This window comes from Bradyrhizobium sp. 195 (assembly GCF_023101665.1).
Taxonomy (GTDB): Bacteria; Pseudomonadota; Alphaproteobacteria; order Rhizobiales; family Xanthobacteraceae; genus Bradyrhizobium.
Window position 1 is genome coordinate 283,590 of record NZ_CP082161.1, and the last position, 17,795, is coordinate 301,384.

General features: G+C 65.3%; 15 protein-coding genes. 11 read left to right on the forward strand and 4 right to left on the reverse strand.

Features of this window, described 5'->3' with window-relative positions; all coding sequences use genetic code 11:
- Positions 1–139 precede the first annotated feature (139 nt).
- From IVB26_RS01310 to IVB26_RS01330, 5 genes are all read left to right on the forward strand, one after another.
- Positions 140–1,111 carry an aliphatic sulfonate ABC transporter substrate-binding protein gene (locus tag IVB26_RS01310; RefSeq protein ID WP_247970265.1) on the forward strand — a complete coding sequence of 324 codons (972 nt, stop codon included), beginning with the start codon at positions 140–142 and terminating at the stop codon, positions 1,109–1,111.
- Positions 1,112–1,324: 213 nt separating this feature from the next.
- Complete coding sequence (locus IVB26_RS01315) at positions 1,325–2,170, forward strand: ABC transporter permease (RefSeq protein WP_247970266.1); 846 nt, start codon at positions 1,325–1,327, stop codon at positions 2,168–2,170.
- A 5-nt stretch (positions 2,171–2,175) separates the two neighbouring features.
- Entirely contained in the window at positions 2,176–2,961 is a 786-nt protein-coding gene (locus tag IVB26_RS01320) for an ABC transporter ATP-binding protein (RefSeq protein ID WP_247970267.1), read from the forward strand.
- Between the two features lie 55 nt (positions 2,962–3,016).
- The gene (locus tag IVB26_RS01325; RefSeq protein WP_166476544.1) at positions 3,017–3,526 is read left to right on the forward strand and encodes an OsmC family protein; all 510 of its coding nucleotides are present in this window, start codon (positions 3,017–3,019) and stop codon (positions 3,524–3,526) included.
- A 181-nt stretch (positions 3,527–3,707) separates the two neighbouring features.
- A complete protein-coding gene (locus IVB26_RS01330; RefSeq protein ID WP_247970268.1) occupies positions 3,708–4,514 on the forward strand; it encodes a hypothetical protein in 807 nt (268 codons plus the stop codon).
- A gap of 117 nt (positions 4,515–4,631) precedes the next feature.
- On the opposite strand, the gene mutS is transcribed toward IVB26_RS01330, so the two are convergent.
- Complete coding sequence (gene mutS, locus IVB26_RS01335) at positions 4,632–7,370, reverse strand: DNA mismatch repair protein MutS (protein WP_247970269.1); 2,739 nt, start codon at positions 7,368–7,370, stop codon at positions 4,632–4,634.
- A 216-nt stretch (positions 7,371–7,586) separates the two neighbouring features.
- On the opposite strand from mutS, the gene pcaF reads away from it, so the two are divergent.
- From pcaF to IVB26_RS01365, 6 genes are all read left to right on the forward strand, one after another.
- Positions 7,587–8,795: a 3-oxoadipyl-CoA thiolase gene (gene pcaF / locus IVB26_RS01340; protein WP_247970270.1), complete on the forward strand. Its 1,209-nt coding sequence runs from the start codon at positions 7,587–7,589 to the stop codon at positions 8,793–8,795.
- Between the two features lie 137 nt (positions 8,796–8,932).
- Positions 8,933–9,826, forward strand: a complete 894-nt coding sequence (locus tag IVB26_RS01345) for a dioxygenase family protein (protein ID WP_247970271.1) — start codon at positions 8,933–8,935, stop codon at positions 9,824–9,826.
- Between the two features lie 128 nt (positions 9,827–9,954).
- A complete protein-coding gene (pcaH, locus tag IVB26_RS01350; protein ID WP_247970272.1) occupies positions 9,955–10,656 on the forward strand; it encodes a protocatechuate 3,4-dioxygenase subunit beta in 702 nt (233 codons plus the stop codon).
- Positions 10,657–11,247: a protocatechuate 3,4-dioxygenase subunit alpha gene (gene pcaG / locus IVB26_RS01355; protein ID WP_247970273.1), complete on the forward strand. Its 591-nt coding sequence runs from the start codon at positions 10,657–10,659 to the stop codon at positions 11,245–11,247. It begins immediately after the preceding gene.
- A gap of 243 nt (positions 11,248–11,490) precedes the next feature.
- Positions 11,491–13,179 (forward strand): methyl-accepting chemotaxis protein, encoded by a 1,689-nt coding sequence (locus IVB26_RS01360; RefSeq protein ID WP_247970274.1) that lies wholly within the window; start codon positions 11,491–11,493, stop codon positions 13,177–13,179.
- A 77-nt stretch (positions 13,180–13,256) separates the two neighbouring features.
- Positions 13,257–14,318, forward strand: coding sequence for an ecdysteroid 22-kinase family protein (locus IVB26_RS01365; RefSeq protein WP_247970275.1), 1,062 nt, complete (start codon positions 13,257–13,259; stop codon positions 14,316–14,318).
- Between the two features lie 126 nt (positions 14,319–14,444).
- Here IVB26_RS01365 and IVB26_RS01370 read toward each other — a convergent pair whose 3' ends face one another.
- The 3 genes from IVB26_RS01370 to IVB26_RS01380 are packed head-to-tail and all read right to left on the reverse strand — an operon-like array spanning position 14,445 to position 17,656.
- Positions 14,445–16,001 (reverse strand): MDR family MFS transporter, encoded by a 1,557-nt coding sequence (locus IVB26_RS01370; protein ID WP_247970276.1) that lies wholly within the window; start codon positions 15,999–16,001, stop codon positions 14,445–14,447.
- Positions 16,002–16,017: 16 nt separating this feature from the next.
- Entirely contained in the window at positions 16,018–17,181 is a 1,164-nt protein-coding gene (locus IVB26_RS01375) for an HlyD family secretion protein (RefSeq protein ID WP_247970277.1), read from the reverse strand.
- Entirely contained in the window at positions 17,174–17,656 is a 483-nt protein-coding gene (locus IVB26_RS01380; protein ID WP_247970278.1) for a MarR family winged helix-turn-helix transcriptional regulator, read from the reverse strand. The genes IVB26_RS01375 and IVB26_RS01380 overlap by 8 nt, the downstream gene beginning before the upstream one ends.
- Between the last annotated feature and the right edge of the window lie 139 nt (positions 17,657–17,795).

The window sequence follows — 17,795 nt, forward strand, 5'->3', positions numbered from 1 at the left end:
GCAATAGTCGTTCCATGCTGGAAAGCTGCGGCTTTGGACAAATCTGTGCTCGGCCGGCGGGCCTTCAAGGGGCGGATTTTCTCGTTGATTTTTAGATATAACTCATTGAAAAACAATGAGGTTTTGGAGGAGGCTTGGCATGACCAGGATGACACGACGTATTCTGCTGGCGGGAGCGGTTGCGCTCGCCATGACCCAAGCGGCAAAGGCGGCGGATCCGCTCAAGGAAATCCGCATCGACTGGGCGACCTACAATCCGGTGTCGATGGTCCTGAAGCAGAAAGGGCTGCTCGAGAAGGAGTTTGCCAAGGACGGTATCACGGTCACCTGGGTGCAGTCGGCCGGGTCCAACAAGGCGCTCGAATTCCTCAATGCGGGCTCGATCGATTTCGGCTCGACCGCGGGCTCGGCGGCGCTGGTGGCGAAGATCAACGGCAACCCGATCAAGTCGATCTACGTCTATTCGCGTCCCGAGTGGACCGCGCTGGTGACGGGCAAGGATTCCAAGATTGCCAGCGTGGCCGATCTCAAGGGCAAGCGCGTCGCGGTGACGCGCGGCACCGATCCGCACATCTTCCTGGTGCGCGCTCTGCTTGGCGCCGGCCTGACCGAGAAGGACATCACGCCGGTGCTGCTCCAGCACGCCGACGGCAAGACGGCGCTGATCCGCGGTGACGTCGATGCCTGGGCCGGCCTCGATCCGATGATGGCGCAGGCCGAGGTCGAGGAAGGCGCAAAGCTGTTCTACCGCAAGGCCGACGCGAACACCTGGGGCATCCTCAATGTGCGCGAGCAGTTTTTGAAGGACCATCCTGACGCCGCTCGCCGCGTGCTCGCGGTGTACGAGGAGGCGCGAAAGTATTCGCTGGCGAATTACGACGAGCTGAAAAAGACCTTCATCGCCGTCACAAAGCTGCCTGAGGCTGTCGTCGACAAGCAGCTCAAGGAGCGCACCGAGCTCACCCATAGCCGCATCGGCGCGCCCCAGCGCGAGTCGATCCTCGCCGCCGGCCTCGCGCTGCAACAGGCCGGCGTCGTCGATGCCAAAGTCGACGTGAAGGCGACGCTGGATACCCTGATCGATGACCAGGTTCCGCTGCCGACGAATTGACGCTCTCAACCCTCCCCCCTTGTGGGGGAGGGTGGCTTCGCAAAGCGAAGCCGGGTGAGGGGTATCTATCCTCACGATCAGTGTTGCGAGTGGAGAAAACCCCTCATCCGGCGCTTCGCGCCACCTTCTCCCACAAGGGGAGAAGGAAGAGAGCGGCGGCGAGGCGGCAATAGTAGTGTTGCATTCCCCGACCAGACGCGCTTCCTACCGGCCATGATCTCCGACGCGCCAGTCCTGCAACAAGCCTCCGAACCGGCCGAAAACGTCGACGCGCCTTCGCGGCTGTCGCGCTATGCGCGGCCGCTGCTTGGGATATTGCTGCCGCTGACGCTCGCGGTCGGTTGGGAACTCGTGGTCTGGCTCGGCTGGTCCAACGGCCGGCTGGTGCCGCCGCCCTCGCGCATCTTTGCCACCATCGCCGAGCTCGCCCGTTCAGGCGAGCTGGTCCGCCACATTGCCGCGACGCTGTGGCGCGTCGCGCTCGGCTTCGCGTTCGGCGTGGCCGCAGGCACGCTGCTGGGAGCCATCTCCGGCTATTGGTCGCTCGCCCGCCGGCTGCTCGATCCGACCGTGCAAGCGCTGCGCGCGATCCCCTCGCTGGCCTGGGTGCCGCTGTTCATCCTCTGGCTCGGCATCTTCGAGACCTCGAAGGTCGCGCTGATCGCGGTCGGCGTGTTCTTCCCGGTCTATCTCGGCGTGATGGGCGCGATCCTTTCGGTCGACCGCAAGATCGTGGAGGTCGGTCGCACCTTCCGCCTGTCCGGCCCGGCGATGATCCGCCGCATCCTGTTGCCCGCCGTGTTGCCGGCCTATGTCGTGTCCTTGCGCGTCGGGCTCGGCCTCGGCTGGATGTTCGTCGTGGCGGCCGAGCTGATCGGCGCCTCCGAAGGCCTCGGTTATCTCCTGCTCGACGGCCAGCAGCTCGGCAAGCCCGCGCAGATCCTGGCAGCGATCGTGATCTTCGCCATCCTCGGCAAGCTCACCGATTGGCTCATCGAGGTCGCCGCCGCGCCCTTCCTGCGATGGCAGGATGCCTTCGTCCGCGCAAAGGGAGCCTAAAGGCGATGCTGGCGCTCGATCGGGTCAGCAAGACCTATCCGAACGGCGTGCAGGCGCTGGCGCGCTTCTCCGCCGAGATCAGGCAAGGCGAGATCGTCGCCATTATCGGCGGCTCCGGCTGCGGCAAATCAACGTTGCTCCGCGCCGTCGCCGGTCTCGACCGCGCCAGCTCGGGCACCGTGACGCTCGACAATGAGGCGATCAGTTCGCCCCATGCCAAGATCGGCATCATCTTCCAGGAGCCCAGGCTTTTGCCTTGGCTCAGCGTGGCCGAGAATATCGGCTTTGGCCTTGCCGATCTGCCCGCGGCTGAGCGGCGCGAGAAGGTGGCGCGGGCGCTCGCGCGGGTCGGGCTGGCCGAGAAGGCGCAGGCCTGGCCGCGCGAACTCTCCGGCGGACAGGCGCAGCGCGTCGCGATCGCCCGCGCATTGGTGCCGCAGCCGGAGGTGCTCTTGCTCGACGAGCCGTTCTCCGCGCTCGATGCCTTCACCCGCCGCGACCTTCAGGATCATCTGCTCGACCTCTGGGCCGACACCCGGCCGACGCTCATCCTGGTCACGCATGACGTCGACGAGGCCGTCGTGCTGGCCGACCGCGTCCTGGTGATGCGGCCGCGACCGGGGCGGCTGTTCGATCAGATCGAGATCAATCTCGGCCGTCCGCGTGACCGCAATGCGCCGTTGTTCGAGAATTTCAAGCGAAGTGTGCTGACGTCACTCGACCGTTCGCTCGACCGCAGCGTGCCTGACCGTGACGCAACCCAGGGTCCCGGTCAGGCCATGTGGTGGTGACAATTTCTCTCCGAGCCGGTACATCGAAGGGCGATTTTTCCGGGAGAGAACGAACATGGACGCTGCAGAGCTGCGCCAGATGCAGGCTCCGATCAAGGAGCGCTACAAGACCGACCCCAAGACCGCGCTGATCACGCTGAAGGCCAAGGGCTCCACCGATGGCGAAGGCATCGCCTGCAAGGTCGAGACCGGTCGCGCCATCGCAATGGCGGGCCTGCATCCGGCGACCGGCGGCTCCGGCCTTGAGCTCTGCTCCGGCGACATGTTGCTCGAAGCCTTGGTGGCTTGTGCCGGTGTCACCCTGAAATCGGTTGCGACCGCGATCGAGGTGCCCTTGAAGACCGGCAACGTCTATGCCGAGGGCGATCTCGATTTCCGCGGCACGCTCGGCATCGACAAGGAGACCCCGGTCGGCTTCGCCGAGATCCGTCTGCGCTTCGAGGTCGACACCGACGCGCCGCAGGACAAGCTCGATCTGCTGCTCAAGCTGACCGAGCGCTATTGCGTGGTCTATCAGACCATCAAGAACGGCCCGAAGGTGTCGGTATCGATGCAGCGGATGTGAGGCGAGAAGCGTAGCAAAACAGTCGGTGTCGTCCCGGGGCGCGCCACTTGGCGCGAGCCCGGGACCCATAACCACAGGCCGTCGTGATATCAGACGGCCGTTGCTCCAGCTCTTGAACCACTACAGCCTGTGGTTATGGATTCCGGGCTCGCGCTTCGCGCGCCCCGGAATGACAGATAGAATGTCCCTCGACCTTCACTTCCTCCTCTTCCTCCTCTTGCGCATGGCGATCTCCGCGGCGTTCGTCGTGACGGCGTCGATCATCACCGAACGCGCCGGCCCGGTGATCGGCGCGCTGGTCGCGACCTTGCCGATCTCGGCCGGCCCGTCCTACGTCTTCCTCGCACTCGATCACGACGCCGCCTTCATCGCGCAAGGCTCGCTGGCGAGTCTCCCGATCAACGCGGCAACGATCTTCATGTGCCTCACTTATGTCGTGCTGGCGCAGCGGCACAGTCTTCTGGTGAGTGGTGGAAGCGCGGTCGCGGTCTGGATCGTGCTTGCTTCGATCATTCGTCAGTTCGACTGGTCGCTCACCGCCGGACTGGCTGCGAATCTGATCGCCTTCGGCATCTGCATTCCGCTGCTGGCCGGCTATCGCCATGTGAAGATGCCGCTGGTGACGCGCCGCTGGTATGACGTGCCGATGCGGGCCTCGCTGGTTGCGACGCTCGTCGCGATCGTGGTCTCGACCTCGGGCTGGGTCGGTCCCCGCATCAGCGGCATCATCGCGCTGTACCCGGTCGTGTTCACCAGCATCATGGTGATCCTGCATCCGCGTATCGGCGGCCCGCCGACCGCCGCGGTGCTTGCCAACTCCGCCTGGGGGCTGCTCGGATTTGGCATGGCGATCGCGGTGGTGCATGTCGGCGCCGCCAATTTCGGCTCCACCATTGGCCTCAGCCTCGCGCTGACGACCTGCATCGTGTGGAATCTGACGTTGTGGTGGTGGGGGCGAAGGAAGCGGAAGGCTGCCGCGGTTTCGTAGCTTCGTAGGGTGGGTAAAGGCGCGCGCTTGCGCGCCGTGCCCACGTCTTTCCCTCGATCAACGCACAGGACGTGGGCACGCTTCGCTTTGCCCACCCTACGAGACCTACGGCACCTTTCACTGCTTCGGCAGCTTCGCCCTCAACGCATAGAGCGCGTCCAGCGCCTCGCGCGGTGACATCTCGTCGGGGTGTAATGCCTTCACGGCTTCCATCAACAGCTCGGCTTCGCTCGGCGGCGCGGCTTCGGCCGCGGCGCGCGAGGGCACGGCGAACAGCGGCAGATCGTCCACCAGCGCTCGCGCGGTCTGGCCGCGATCCTGGGCCTCGAGCTTGGAGAGCACGGACTTCGCGCGCGTGATCACGGCGGGCGGCAGGCCGGCGAGCTTGGCGACCTGGATGCCGTAGGAGCGGTCGGCCGAGCCGGGCAGCACCTCGTGCAGGAATACGACATTGCCCTGCCATTCCTTCACCCGCACTGTCGCGTTGAACATGCGCGGCAGCTTGGCCGAGAGCGCGGTCAGCTCGTGATAATGGGTGGCGAACAGGGTGCGGCAGCGGTTGCTTTCGTGCAGATGCTCGATCGCGGCCCAGGCAATCGAGAGGCCGTCGAACGTCGCGGTGCCGCGGCCGATCTCGTCGAGGATCACGAGCGAGCGCTCGCCGGCCTGGTTCAGGATCGCCGCGGTCTCGACCATCTCCACCATGAAGGTGGAGCGGCCGCGGGCGAGATCGTCGGCGGCGCCGACGCGCGAGAACAGCCGGTCGATGATGCCGATCCGCGCGCGCGTCGCCGGCACGAAACTTCCGATTTGAGCAAGAAGAGCAATCAGCGCGTTCTGGCGCAGGAAAGTCGATTTACCGGCCATGTTGGGGCCGGTGAGCAGCCAGAGCTGGCCGGATTTTTGCGCAGGCGCGGGTGACAGATCGCAGGCATTGGCGATGAACGGCTCGCCGTTGCGCTTCAGGGCCTGCTCCACCACGGGATGGCGGCCGGCCTCGATCGCGAAGCCGAGCGACTCGTCCACGTCCGGCCGCACATAATTGTCGTCGACCGCGAGCTTTGCCAGCGACGTCGCGACGTCGAGCAACGCAAAGCCGTGCGCGGCCGCGCGCAGATCGTCGCTGATCGCCATGGCCTTGGCCGATAGCCGTTCGAAAATCTCGAGCTCCAGTCCGAGCGCGCGATCGCCGGCATTGGCGATCTTGGCCTCGATCTCGCCGAGCTCCGAGGTGGTGAAGCGAACCTGGCCCGCCAGCGTCTGGCGATGGATGAAGGTCGCGTTCAGCGGTGCCGACATCAGCTTGTCGCCGTGCTGCGCGGTGACCTCGACGAAATAGCCGAGCACGTTGTTGTGCCGGATCTTGAGGCCCTTGACGCCCGTGCTATCCGCGTAGCGGGCCTGCATCGAGGCCACCACGAGGCGTGAGGCATCGCGCAGGTTTCGCGCTTCGTCCAGCGCCGGCTCATAGCCCTGGCGGACGAAGCCGCCGTCGCGTTTGATCAGCGGCAGCTGCTCATCGAGCGCACTGGCGAATTCCGCCGCCAGCTCGCGCGACGGCTTTTGCAGCGCCACCATGACCGCCGCGAGCTCTTGCGGCGGCTGGTCGAGTTCGCCAAGCCGCGCCAGCACCTGGTCGGCGGCGATGATGCCGTCACGCAGGCCCGCGAGATCGCGCGGGCCGCCGCGGCCGACTGACAGACGCGCCAGCGCCCGCGACATGTCGGGCGCGCCGCGCAGGATGCTGCGGATGTCCTCGCGCGCGGCTGAATCGGCGACGAAGACGCTGACCGCATCGAGCCGCCGCGCGATTGCTGAAGCATCCGTCAGCGGCGCCGCCAGCCGCTGCGCCAGCAGGCGCGAGCCTGCTGACGTCACGGTGCAGTCGATCGCGTCGAGCAGCGAACCTCTGCGTTCGCCTGCGAGCGTCCGCGTCAGCTCGAGATTGGCGCGTGTCGCCGGATCGATCGCCATGGTCGCCCCCGAGGCTTCGCGCGCGGGTGGCGATAGCGGCGGATGCTTGCCGACCTGGGTACGGTCGACATAGGTGACGGCCCCGGCCGCGGCGGTGGCCTCCAAGCGCGTGAGCTGGGAGAGCCCGTCCATGGTTGCGACGGCAAAGTAATCGCACAGTCGCTTCTCGGCGGTGGCGCCGTCGAAGACGTCGCGCGTCAGCGGCGTCACCGCCGGCAGCTCGCGCAAGGTCTGTCCGAGTTCGCTGTCGTTGTAGAGCGCGTCGGTGACGATCGCCTCGTTCGGGTTGATGCGCGCCAGCGTCGCGGCGAGCTCGCCGCTAGAGCATTCGGTGACCATGAACTCGGCGGTCGAGATGTCGATCCAGGCAAGGCCGAAGCGATCGCCGCCACCGGAGGCGCGGGCGCGCGCGATCGCCAGCAGGTAATTGTTGGCGCGCGCATCGAGCAGCGTGTCCTCGGTCAGCGTGCCCGGCGTGACCAGCCGCACGACGCCCCGGCGGACCACGCTCTTGTTGCCGCGCGCCTTGGCGGCGGCGGGATCTTCGGTTTGCTCGCAGACCGCGACGCGATGGCCGGCAGAGATCAGGCGGTGCAGATAGTCCTCGGAGCGCTCGACCGGCACGCCGCACATCTGGATGTCGGCGCCCTGATGCTTGCCGCGCTTGGTCAGCACGATGCCCAGCGTCTTGGAGGCGATTTCGGCGTCCTCGAAGAACAATTCGTAGAAATCGCCCATCCGGTAGAACAGCAGCAGGCCCTGATGCGCTGCCTTGATCTCCAGGTACTGTTCCATCATCGGCGTCACGCGCGCGATGGCTTCCGCGGGCGCGGCGGGCACTTCGTCGGGGGGCGGAACGGGTATCGGCTGTTGCATGGTCATGGGCGGCGCAACCTACAAAATTTCGGCACCTGCTCCTATCGCTTTGGCCGGCAGGAGCGGGTTTTCCACGTTGTCCGCATTGCGGCATGCGTGGCTGGCGTGCGGCCCCCTCGGAACACGCGCGCATCGGTCAATTGACCTGCCGCGGGCGCCCTCCTAAAACTCCGCCGTCATTGAAGAATTCTGGCCGAACCGCGGCATTCAGGGAGAACAACGATGCGTGATGTCTTTATCTGCGATGCCGTGCGAACCCCGATCGGCCGCTTCGGCGGCTCGCTCGCCAAGGTGCGCGCCGACGATCTCGCCGCCGCCCCGATCAAGGCGCTGATGGCCAAGCATCCCAATCTCGACTGGGCCCAGGTGGACGAAGTCTTTTTCGGCTGCGCCAACCAGGCCGGCGAGGACAACCGCAATGTCGCGCGCATGGCGCTCCTGCTCGCGGGTCTCCCGGATTCGGTTCCGGGTCAGACCCTGAACCGCCTCTGTGCCTCCGGCCTCGATGCGGTCGGCGCCGCAGGTCGCGCCATCCGCTCCGGCGAGATCGAGCTCGCCGTTGCCGGCGGCGTCGAATCCATGACGCGCGCGCCCTTCGTGATGGGCAAGGCGCAGGAGGCCTTCTCGCGCTCGGCAGAGATCTTCGACACCACGATCGGCTGGCGCTTCATCAATCCGCTGCTGAAGGCGCAGTATGGCGTCGATGCCATGCCGGAGACCGGCGAGAACGTCGCCGAGGAATTCCAGGTCTCGCGCGCCGACCAGGACGCCTTCGCCATCCGCTCGCAGCAGCGTGCAGGTGCCGCGATCGCCGCCGGCTATTTTGCGGAAGAAATCATTCCGATCACCATTCCCGGTGGCAAGGCGGGCCCGATCACCGTCGACAAGGACGAGCATCCGCGTCCCGAGACCACGCTGGAAGGTCTCGCCAAGCTGAAGCCGATCGTGCGCAATCCCGGCACGGTGACCGCCGGCAATGCCTCCGGCGTCAATGACGGCGCCGCCGCGATGATCCTGGCTTCGGAAGCTGCGGTGAAGAAGCATGGTCTGACGCCCCGCGCGCGCATCCTCGGCCTTGCCTCGGCCGGCGTGCCGCCGCGCATCATGGGCATCGGCCCGGTGCCGGCGACCCGCAAGCTGATGGAACGGCTCGGCAAGAAGATCAGCGATTTCGACCTGATCGAGCTCAACGAGGCCTTCGCCTCGCAGGGCATCGCCTGCATGCGCCAGCTCGGCGTCGCCGACGATGCGGATTTCGTCAATCCGCATGGCGGCGCGATCGCCCTCGGCCATCCCCTCGGCATGAGCGGTGCACGTCTCGCGCTCACCGCCGTCCACGGCATGGAGAAGCGCGGCGGCAAGCTCGCGCTCGCCACCATGTGCGTCGGCGTCGGCCAGGGCGTGGCGGTCGCTATCGAGAAGTTGAACTGACCGAACGCTCTGCGTTCGGTCATCCCGGGACGGTGCACTTGCACCGAACCCGGGATCTCGAGATTCCCCGGTGCGCATTGCGCACCTGAGGTCTGGTCCTTCGGACCATCCCGGAATGACGGAGAGAAGGACCGCCCATGATCATCGCGCGCGAGCAGGACGTCACGGCTGCGGCCTTGGCGGTGATGGAGCGGACGTCCGATCCGCGGCTGCGCCAGATCATGGTCTCCCTGGTCAAGCATTTGCACGGCTTCATCCGCGACGTTCGCCTGACCGAGAAGGAATTCCGCGACGCCACGGCTGTTATCGCCGAGCTCGGCAAGCTCTCGACCGACACGCATAATGAGGTCGTGCTGATGGCGGGCTCGCTCGGCGTCTCGCCGCTGGTGTGCCTGCTGAACAATGGCGATCAGGGCAACACGGAAACCGACCAGTCGCTACTCGGACCGTTCTGGCGATTGAACTCGCCGCGGGTCGAGAATGGCGGCTCGATCGTGCGCTCGCAGACGCCGGGTGCGCCGCTGTTCGTCAGCGGCCGTGTCGTCGACAGGGACGGCCGTCCCGTGACCGGTGCCGAGGTCGATGTCTGGCATGCTTCGCCGGTCGGTCTTTATGAAAACCAGGACCCCGAGCAGGCCGACATGAACCTGCGCGGCAAGTTCACAACCGACCAGGACGGATGCTTCGCCTTCCGCTCGGTGATGATGGTCGGCTATCCCATTCCGACCAATGGCGTGGTCGGCCGCCTGCTTGAGGCGCAGAGCCGGCATCCCTATCGTCCCGCGCACCTGCACGCTCTGGTCTTCAAGCCCGGATTCAAGGTGCTGATCTCGCAGGTCTACGATCCCGCCGATCCGCATATCGACAGCGACGTGCAGTTCGGCGTGACGAAGGCGCTGATCGGCAAGTTCCTGCGCCATGACAGGCCACACCCGACCGAACGCGATGTCGTCGCTCCCTGGTATTCGCTGGATCACACCTACCGGCTCGAGGCTGGGGAAGCCGTGCTGCCGCGTCCGCCGATCAAATAGGGCGCGCATAGGCCCGCTGCCGGGCGCAGGAACGGTGCTAAACCCGCTTCCCCAAATTAGTTATATCCTATAATGATTGGCGGAAGCGTTGTCCGGCTGGACCACAATGGCCGGGGAGGAGTTCGCCAATGACATTCATCTATCCCACTGACAGCAACAAGGCGCATCCGCTGCCGCTGTCGCCCGACTACAAGAGCTCGATCAAGCGCGCGCCGAACAAGCCCCTGATCCCGATGCGCCATACATTGTCGGAGCTGACGGGTCCGGTTTACGGCCACGAGACCGTGCGGAAGGGTGACAGCGACCTGACCACCCAGCACAGCGGCGAGCCGCTCGGCGAGCGCATCATCGTGCACGGCCATGTGCGCGACGAGGACGGTCGCGGTGTACCGAACTCATTGGTCGAGATATGGCAGGCCAATTCCTGCGGCCGCTACGTTCACGTCCGCGACCAGCATCCGGCGCCGCTCGATCCGAATTTTACGGGTGCCGGCCGCACGGTGAGCGATGCCGCCGGCTACTACCGCTTCGTCAGCATTAAGCCCGGTGCCTACCCCTGGGGCAACCACCACAACGCCTGGCGTCCCGCGCACATCCATCTGTCGGTGTTCGGCCATTCCTTCGTGACGCGCCTCGTGACGCAGATGTACTTCCCGAACGACCCGCTGTTCCCGTTCGATCCGATCTTCAACTCGGTGCCGGACGAGAAGGCGCGGGCGCGGATGGTTTCCTCGTTCGACCTCGAGAACACCCAGCCCGAATGGGCGCTGTGCTACCGCTTTGACATCGTGCTGCGCGGCAAGAATGCCACCCCCATGGAGAACCATTAAGTGCAGGACAACGGGATCACCCCATCGCAGACCGTCGGTCCGTTCTTCAAGTACGGCCTGACGCCGAATGGCGAGTATGCCTGGAACGACGCGTTCACCAGCTCGACGCTCACGCCCGATGTCACGGGCGACCGCATCCGTATCGAAGGCCGGGTGTTCGACGGCGACGGCGTTGCCGTTCCGGATTGCATGCTGGAGATCTGGCAGGCGGACGCGCAAGGCCGCTTTGCCGACCCGCAGGACAAGCGTGCTTTGCCGAATGCGAGCTTCCGCGGCTTTGCCCGTTGCGGCACCGACAAGGACGGCAATTACGCGTTCGACACCATCAAGCCCGGCGCGGTGCCGGATCCCGACGGCAAGCCGCAGGCGCCGCACATCCTGCTTGCGGTGTTCGGCCGCGGCATGCTGCGGCATCTCTACACCCGGATCTATTTCAGCGATGAGGCCGGCAACGTCGCCGATCCCGTGCTGGCGCTGGTCCCCACGGATCGGCGTGCCACGCTGACCGCGGTGCGCGAGGCGGGTAAGGCCGTATACCGGCTCGACCTGCGGCTGCAGGGCGACAACGAGACGGTGTTCTTCGACGTGTGAGACAAGCGCGCCGGTGAGCCAGCTCGCCGGCGCCAGTTCTCATCCTGCGCAATCGCGCCTGCGTAGCTTTCGTCGCTCGGCTCGCTGTGCGTCAGTCCCTCTGACCTAAAACCGACTGATCGACGTCCAATTACCGTAGTTCTGCGGAGCCATTCTTTTTGCAACTTCTCCGCGAGGCAATCCCGCATTTACCACATTGATCTAGGCTTCACGCAGTTTTGGCGCGCGCCCTGGATTATTTTCATGAAAATTCGTTTGTCGCTGTCCTCCGCGATCGTCGCGTTCGGCATTGTTCTCGCCATCGGCTTTACTGCGGTCGTGTCCACCAGCCTCTATGCGCTACGCGAGCTCAAGGTGGGCGGTCCGCTGTACTCCGGCATCAAGCTCGGCAACGATCTCATCGCGGACATTCTGCCCCCACCGGAATATGTCATCGAGGCCTATCTCGAGGCGACCCTGGCCATGCGCGAGCCGGACCAGCTGGCCGCCCACGGCGAACGCCTGGTCCAGCTGCGCAAGGATTACGAGGAGCGCAAGGCCTTCTGGGTCACCTCCAGCCTCTCGGCCGACCTGAAAACCGCGCTGGTGTCGAAATCCGATGCCGAGGTGCAGAAGTTCTGGAAGGCGTCCGACCAGCTCCTGCCGGCCCTCACGGCCAAGGACGCAGCCGCTTCCGAGCGCGCCTATACGCAGCTCAAGGACGCCTACACCGCGCATCGCGCTGTGATCGACAGCATCGTCGAGAACGCCAACAAGCAGAATGCCGCCATGGAAAAGCTGGCCGCGGACCGCGACAGCTCGATGCTCTTCATCCTCCTCGGCGTCTCCGCCGCCGTTCTGTCCTTCATTGCCGCAGGCCTGCTCGGCGTTGCCCTCGGCGTGGTGCGCCCGATCGTGCGCATGACGGATACGATGCAGAAGCTCGCGACCGGCGATCTCGCCGCCGATATTCCTTTCGCGCATCGACAGGACGAGGTCGGCTCGATGGCGGGCGCGCTCCAGGTGTTCAAGCAGGCGGCGGTCGAGAATTCCCGGCTGCGCGAGGAGCAGTTGCGGCAGGAACAGGAGGCCGCGCTGGCCAAGCGCGGCGCCCTGCACCAGATGGCCGAGACCGTCGAGCGCGAGACCGGCCGTTCGGTCGACACCGCGAGCGCGGCGAGCCATGGCGTCGAGCGGGCCGCTACCAGCCTGTCCGAGATCGCAAGTTCGCTCTCCGCGCAGTCGCAGGCGGTCGCCGCGGCCTCCACTCAGGCCCTTGGCAGCTCGCAGACCGTCTCGGCCGCGGCCGAAGAGCTGAGCGCCTCCATCCGCGAGATCGCGAGCCAGGTCGCGCGGACCAGCACGGTCACCAAATCTGCCGTGGCCGGCCGCGAGCAGGCGCGTTCGACCATTCAGGCGCTGGCGGGATCGGTGAAGAAAATCGCCGAGGTCTCCGACCTCATCGGCGGCATCGCCGGCCAGACCAACCTGCTGGCGCTCAATGCCACCATCGAGGCGGCGCGCGCCGGCGAGGCCGGTCGCGGTTTCGCCGTGGTCGCCGCCGAGGTGAAATCCCTGTCGGATCAGACCGCCAAATCCACCGAGGAGATCACGCGGCTGATTACCGAGATTCAGGCCTCGACGCAGGCTGCGGTCGATGCCGTCGAGACGATGGGCGGGCACATCGTCGAGATCGATGGCGTCGCGACCTCCGTTGCCGCCGCGATGGAAGAGCAGGACGCTGCCACGCGGGAGATCACGCGGTCGATTTCCGAGTCGGCGTCCGCCGCGAGGGAGGTTTCGGCCAAGATCGGCAATGTCAGCCGCGACGCCGCCTCCGTGAACGAGCGCGCCGCGGAGGTCAGGCAGGCGATTGCCGGCATGGCGGCCAATCTCGAACAGCTCCGGTCCGTCGTCGTGCGGACCGTGCGCGACTCGACCGCGGCAGCCTGAGCCCGGCGGCATTTCGGCCGCTGGTGCCCGGGAGTTTGATCGTGCAGGATGGCACGGGGACAGGGGCATCGTGGTTCATGACATCTCCACAATTGCCGGCGGTCGTTGAGCCCGCCCGACTGACGGCCGCGCTGCGCCGGGGCGGCGTGCTGGACGCCGGTGCGGTGCGCGAGGTGAAGGTGCTGCACCAGCGGGACACCGTGGTGTCGCATATCATCCGTCTCGGCTTGCGCTATGTCGGCGAATCCACCGGCGCCCCGCAATCGCTGATCCTGAAGACTCCCAATTCCGCTTTCGCCGAGAGCCTCGCCAATGGCGGCCGGCGCGAGGTGGACTACTACACGCAGCTTGCACCGAAGATGCCGCCGGGGCTTGTGCCGCGCTGCTTTGATGGGCATTTCGACGAGCACAGTCCCACCTGGCATCTGCTGATCGAGGATCTCACCGACAGCCACGAAATCGCGATGGCTTGGCCGGTGCCGCCGTCACGCGAGCAGACGTTCGCCATCGTCGCCGCGCTCGCGCGCTGGCATGCAGCCTGGTGGGACCATCCGAGCCTCGGCGACACGGTCGGTACCTGGGCGAGCATGGAGGACAGCGCGCAGCGCATGGAGACGTTCGCCGGCCATTACGATCGCTTCGCCGATCTGCTTGGTGATCGCCTCAGCGAGGAGCGGCGGATCCTCTTCCGTCGCCTCATCGACCAGTCGGAGCGGCTGTCCGAGCGTTACCATTCGCGCCGCCATCTCAGCATCACGCATGGCGACGCCCACACCTGGAATTTCCTGCTGCCGCGCGCGGGCGTCGCCGATACTGTGCGCATCTTCGATTTCGATCTTTGGAGCATCAACGTTCCGACCCAAGACCTCGCCTACATGATGGCCATGCAATGGTATCCGGAGCGACGGCAGGCGCTCGAACGCTCGCTGCTCAATCTCTACCACGACAGGTTGCTCGAAAGCGGCATCTCCGGCTACACGCGCGGCGCGCTCGATCGCGACTACCGCTGGTCGGTGCTCTGGCAGATCACGAGGCCGGTCTGGCAGTGGAGCCTCAAGATCCCGCCGCTGATCTGGTGGAACAATCTGGAGCGGGTGTTTGCGGCGGTGGATGATTTGGGGTGTGAGGAGTTGTTGTAGCGCGGCTCTTGTCCCGGGCGCGGTGCAGCGCGTAGCAGTGTGCCGCAGAACCGGCCGCGGACATGGGCCCCGGCTCAGCAGCGCATCACTTGCGTGCTGCGCTGCGTCCGGAGCACGAGAGATCGCCTACTCCATCACCGCATGCTCCGGCCCCGCGGCCTGCTTGCGCAGCGTGGCCTTGGTCGAGCCGATCAGCAAGGCGAGCGGGATGGTGCAGAGGATGAAGACCATCACCAGCTGGTAGTCGTGGGCGAACGCGATGATCTGAGCCTGCACGCTGACCATCCTGTCGGCCAGGGCGCGGCCGCCGTCGGTGGACAGGTTGATCATGCCGCTGACGTCAGGCATCTGGAGTGCATGGTTGAACGGGTTGATATGCTCGGACAGGATCGCATAGGTCCGCCGCGTCCCTTGCGTCAACTGCGCGATGACGACCGAAATGCCGACCGAGCTTGCGACGTTGCGCATCAGGGTCAGCATGGCGGTGCCGTCGGTGCGCAGATCGTTCGATAGGGTCAGGAACGCCACTGTCGAAAGCGGCACGAAGACCAGGCCGAAGCCAAAACCCTGGATGACGCTGACGGTGACGATCTCGGGCACCTGGGTCAGATCGGTCCAGCCGGTCATTTGGAATAGCGAGCCCGCGGTCAGCGTCAGGCCGGCGATGATCAGCGTGCGCGCCTCGAAATAGCGCATCATGCGGCCGACCAGCATCATGGCGAAGAAGGTACCGAAGCCGCGGCTCGCCAGCAGCAGGCCGGCGGTGATGATGGGATAGCCGATCACGTTCTGCATGTAGGGCGAGGCCAGCGCCATGGTCGAGAACAGCACGAGCCCCATCACGATCATGAACATGCAGCCGGTGACGAAGTTGCGGTCCCGAAACAGGCCGAAGCGAATGAACGGCGTCGAGGTCGTGAAGGAGTGCGCGAGGAAGAAGTAGAACGCGGCCGCCGAGACGATGAATTCCGCGAGGATTTCATTGGATTCCAGCCAGCCCAATTGCTCGCCGCGGTCGAGCGCGAGCTGAAGCGAGCCGATCGCAACGGCCAGTGCCGCGAAGCCGAACCAGTCGAATCTCAGGCTGAGGTTCTTGTCGGTCTCGTCCATGAACACGATCAGCCCGAGCACGGTGATGGCGCCAAACGGCAGGTTGACGAAGAACACCCAGTGCCAGGAATAGGTCTCGGTCAGCCAGGCGCCGAGTGAAGGCCCCATGATCGGGCCCATCATCACGCCCATGCCCCAGATCGACATCGCCTTGGCGCGTTCCTGGAGCGTGTAATAGTCGAGCATGACCGACTGCGATAGCGGCACCAGGGCCGCGCCGAACACGCCTTGCAGCAGGCGGAACAGCACCATCTGGTTGATGTCCTGCGCGAGGCCGCACAGCACCGAGGCCATGGTGAAGCCGGCCGAGCAAATGATGAAGATGCGCTTGCGGCCAAAGCGGTTGGCGATCCAGCCCACCGGGGCCGTCATGATCGCCGCGGCGACGATGTAGGAGGTCAGCACCCAATTGATCTGGTCCTGCGAGGCCGACAGCGTGCCCTGCATGTAGGGCAGGGCAACGTTGGCAATGGTGGTGTCCAGCGCCTGCATGATGGTCGCGGTCATGGCGCAGATCGTCACCATGTTCCGGCGCAGGCCGGGGACCATCAGGCTGGCATTGGGACCGGACATCGGATCAGTCCTTGGCTCAGTCTTTGTCTTGGTTGGCTGTCGCCGACAGGCCGAGCAGGCCGGCCAGCGAGCGCTGATGGCCGGTGTCGATGGTGGCATAGACGCTCATGCCGGCCTTCAGCTTCCGCACGTATTTGTCGGTCTCGTCGAAATAGATGCGGATCGGCACGCGTTGCACCACCTTGACGAAATTGCCGGTGGCGTTTTGCGGCGGCAGGATCGCAAATTGCGCGCCGGTGCCGGGCGAAAGCGAGCCGATCTTGCCCTTGAAGACATGGTTCGGGAACGCGTCGACCTCGAGCGTGACGGGCTGTCCTTCGGTCACATAGGTGAGGTCGCTCTCCTTCGGATTGGCGTCGACCCAGGGGTGTGCGACGTCGATGATCGAAAACACCGGCGTGCCGGCAGCGACATAGCGGCCGAGCTGGATCTGCTCGACCTGCGTCGCCACGCCATCCATCGGCGCGCGCAGCACGGCGTGGTCGAGGTTGCGCTGGGCATCGTCCAGCTTGGCTTTCGCCTGTGCGTAGGCCGGGAATTGCTCGAGCGGCAACGCGGGGTCGCCGAGCAATTGCGTCTTGGCGTTGGAAAGCTGCTGCTTGATGTATTGCGCCTGCGCGCCGGCAGTCACCAGCGCATTCGAGGCGTTGTCGAGATCGAGCTGCGAGCCGTAATTGTTCTTCACCAGCGCCTGCTTGCGCTCGACGTCGCGCTTTTTCAGATCGATGCCCTGCTGGGCCAGATCGAGCATGTCGCCATAGATCTTGATGTTGGCGACGAGGTTGTCATAGGTCGTGCGGGCCTGCGCGAGCTGCGCCTTGGCTTCGTCCACCGCGTGGCGAAACGGAACGGGGTCGATCTCGAACAGCTCGTCGCCCCGCTTGACGGACTGGCCTTCCTTCACGATGACTTTCTGGATCTTGCCGGAGATGTCGGGCGTCACCAGCACCTTCTGCGCGCCGACATAGGCATCGTCAGTGCCGACATAGCGGCCGCCATTCAGATAGAAGGTGAGGCCGCCGATGACGGCGATCACAGGCAGCACGACCAGGAGCAGGAAGCGGCGGTAGCGGCGCAGGCCCGCCACCAGGCGGCGGCGCGGATCGGTGCCCGCTTTCTTGGTGGGTTTGCCGCTGTCGGTCTTCTGCTCGGGCTGGAACTTGAGGACTTGGTCAGCCATAGCGCTGCTCCTTACGTGCTTGCTCCGCGCCGCTGGTCTGGATCGCGGTGCGCACGTTCTCCTTGATGCTTTCGAGCTGAGTGAGGAGGCGATGGGCGTCCGCCGGCGTGATGCCGTCGAGCGCGTTGGCCGTCAGCTCCGACTTCAGCCCGCTCATCCGACCCAGCAATTGCCGGCCGGCTTTCCTGAGATACAGGCGCTTGACGCGGCGGTCCGAGGCATCGCTGCGGCGCTCGATCCAGTCGTTGTCGCAGAGCTTGTCGATCAGGCGGGTCAGCGTGATCGGCTGCATCTCGAGCAGTTCGGCGAGCTCCGACTGCTTCATGCCTTCGCTGCGCTCGACCTTGGCCAGCACCGCCCATTGGGCGCGGGTGATGCCGAACCGCGACGCCTCCTTGTCGGCATAGACGCGCAAGAGGCGGTAGAGCTCGCCCAGCGTAAACAGGAAGTTCTGGTCGACAGACCCGCGGCTCATGAATTTGATCCCCAATAAGCTTGGCATATAATAAGCAAGCTTATGATTATTTCATGGCGGGTTTGCGCGATGCTGTCCCTCGGCAATGGCATGGCTGACCGCCGCATTGCTGGTCGTGCTTTGGGTTCCGCGGCCGAAA

Coding starts and splice junctions, on each gene's coding strand:
- IVB26_RS01310 (WP_247970265.1), top strand. CDS start 140: ATGACCAGGATGACACGACGTATTCTGCTGGCGGGAGCGGTTGCGCTC.
- IVB26_RS01315 (WP_247970266.1), top strand. CDS start 1,325: ATGATCTCCGACGCGCCAGTCCTGCAACAAGCCTCCGAACCGGCCGAA.
- IVB26_RS01320 (WP_247970267.1), top strand. CDS start 2,176: ATGCTGGCGCTCGATCGGGTCAGCAAGACCTATCCGAACGGCGTGCAG.
- IVB26_RS01325 (WP_166476544.1), top strand. CDS start 3,017: ATGGACGCTGCAGAGCTGCGCCAGATGCAGGCTCCGATCAAGGAGCGC.
- IVB26_RS01330 (WP_247970268.1), top strand. CDS start 3,708: ATGTCCCTCGACCTTCACTTCCTCCTCTTCCTCCTCTTGCGCATGGCG.
- mutS (WP_247970269.1), bottom strand. CDS start 7,370: ATGACCATGCAACAGCCGATACCCGTTCCGCCCCCCGACGAAGTGCCC.
- pcaF (WP_247970270.1), top strand. CDS start 7,587: ATGCGTGATGTCTTTATCTGCGATGCCGTGCGAACCCCGATCGGCCGC.
- IVB26_RS01345 (WP_247970271.1), top strand. CDS start 8,933: ATGATCATCGCGCGCGAGCAGGACGTCACGGCTGCGGCCTTGGCGGTG.
- pcaH (WP_247970272.1), top strand. CDS start 9,955: ATGACATTCATCTATCCCACTGACAGCAACAAGGCGCATCCGCTGCCG.
- IVB26_RS01360 (WP_247970274.1), top strand. CDS start 11,491: ATGAAAATTCGTTTGTCGCTGTCCTCCGCGATCGTCGCGTTCGGCATT.
- IVB26_RS01365 (WP_247970275.1), top strand. CDS start 13,257: ATGACATCTCCACAATTGCCGGCGGTCGTTGAGCCCGCCCGACTGACG.
- IVB26_RS01370 (WP_247970276.1), bottom strand. CDS start 16,001: ATGTCCGGTCCCAATGCCAGCCTGATGGTCCCCGGCCTGCGCCGGAAC.
- IVB26_RS01375 (WP_247970277.1), bottom strand. CDS start 17,181: ATGGCTGACCAAGTCCTCAAGTTCCAGCCCGAGCAGAAGACCGACAGC.
- IVB26_RS01380 (WP_247970278.1), bottom strand. CDS start 17,656: ATGAGCCGCGGGTCTGTCGACCAGAACTTCCTGTTTACGCTGGGCGAG.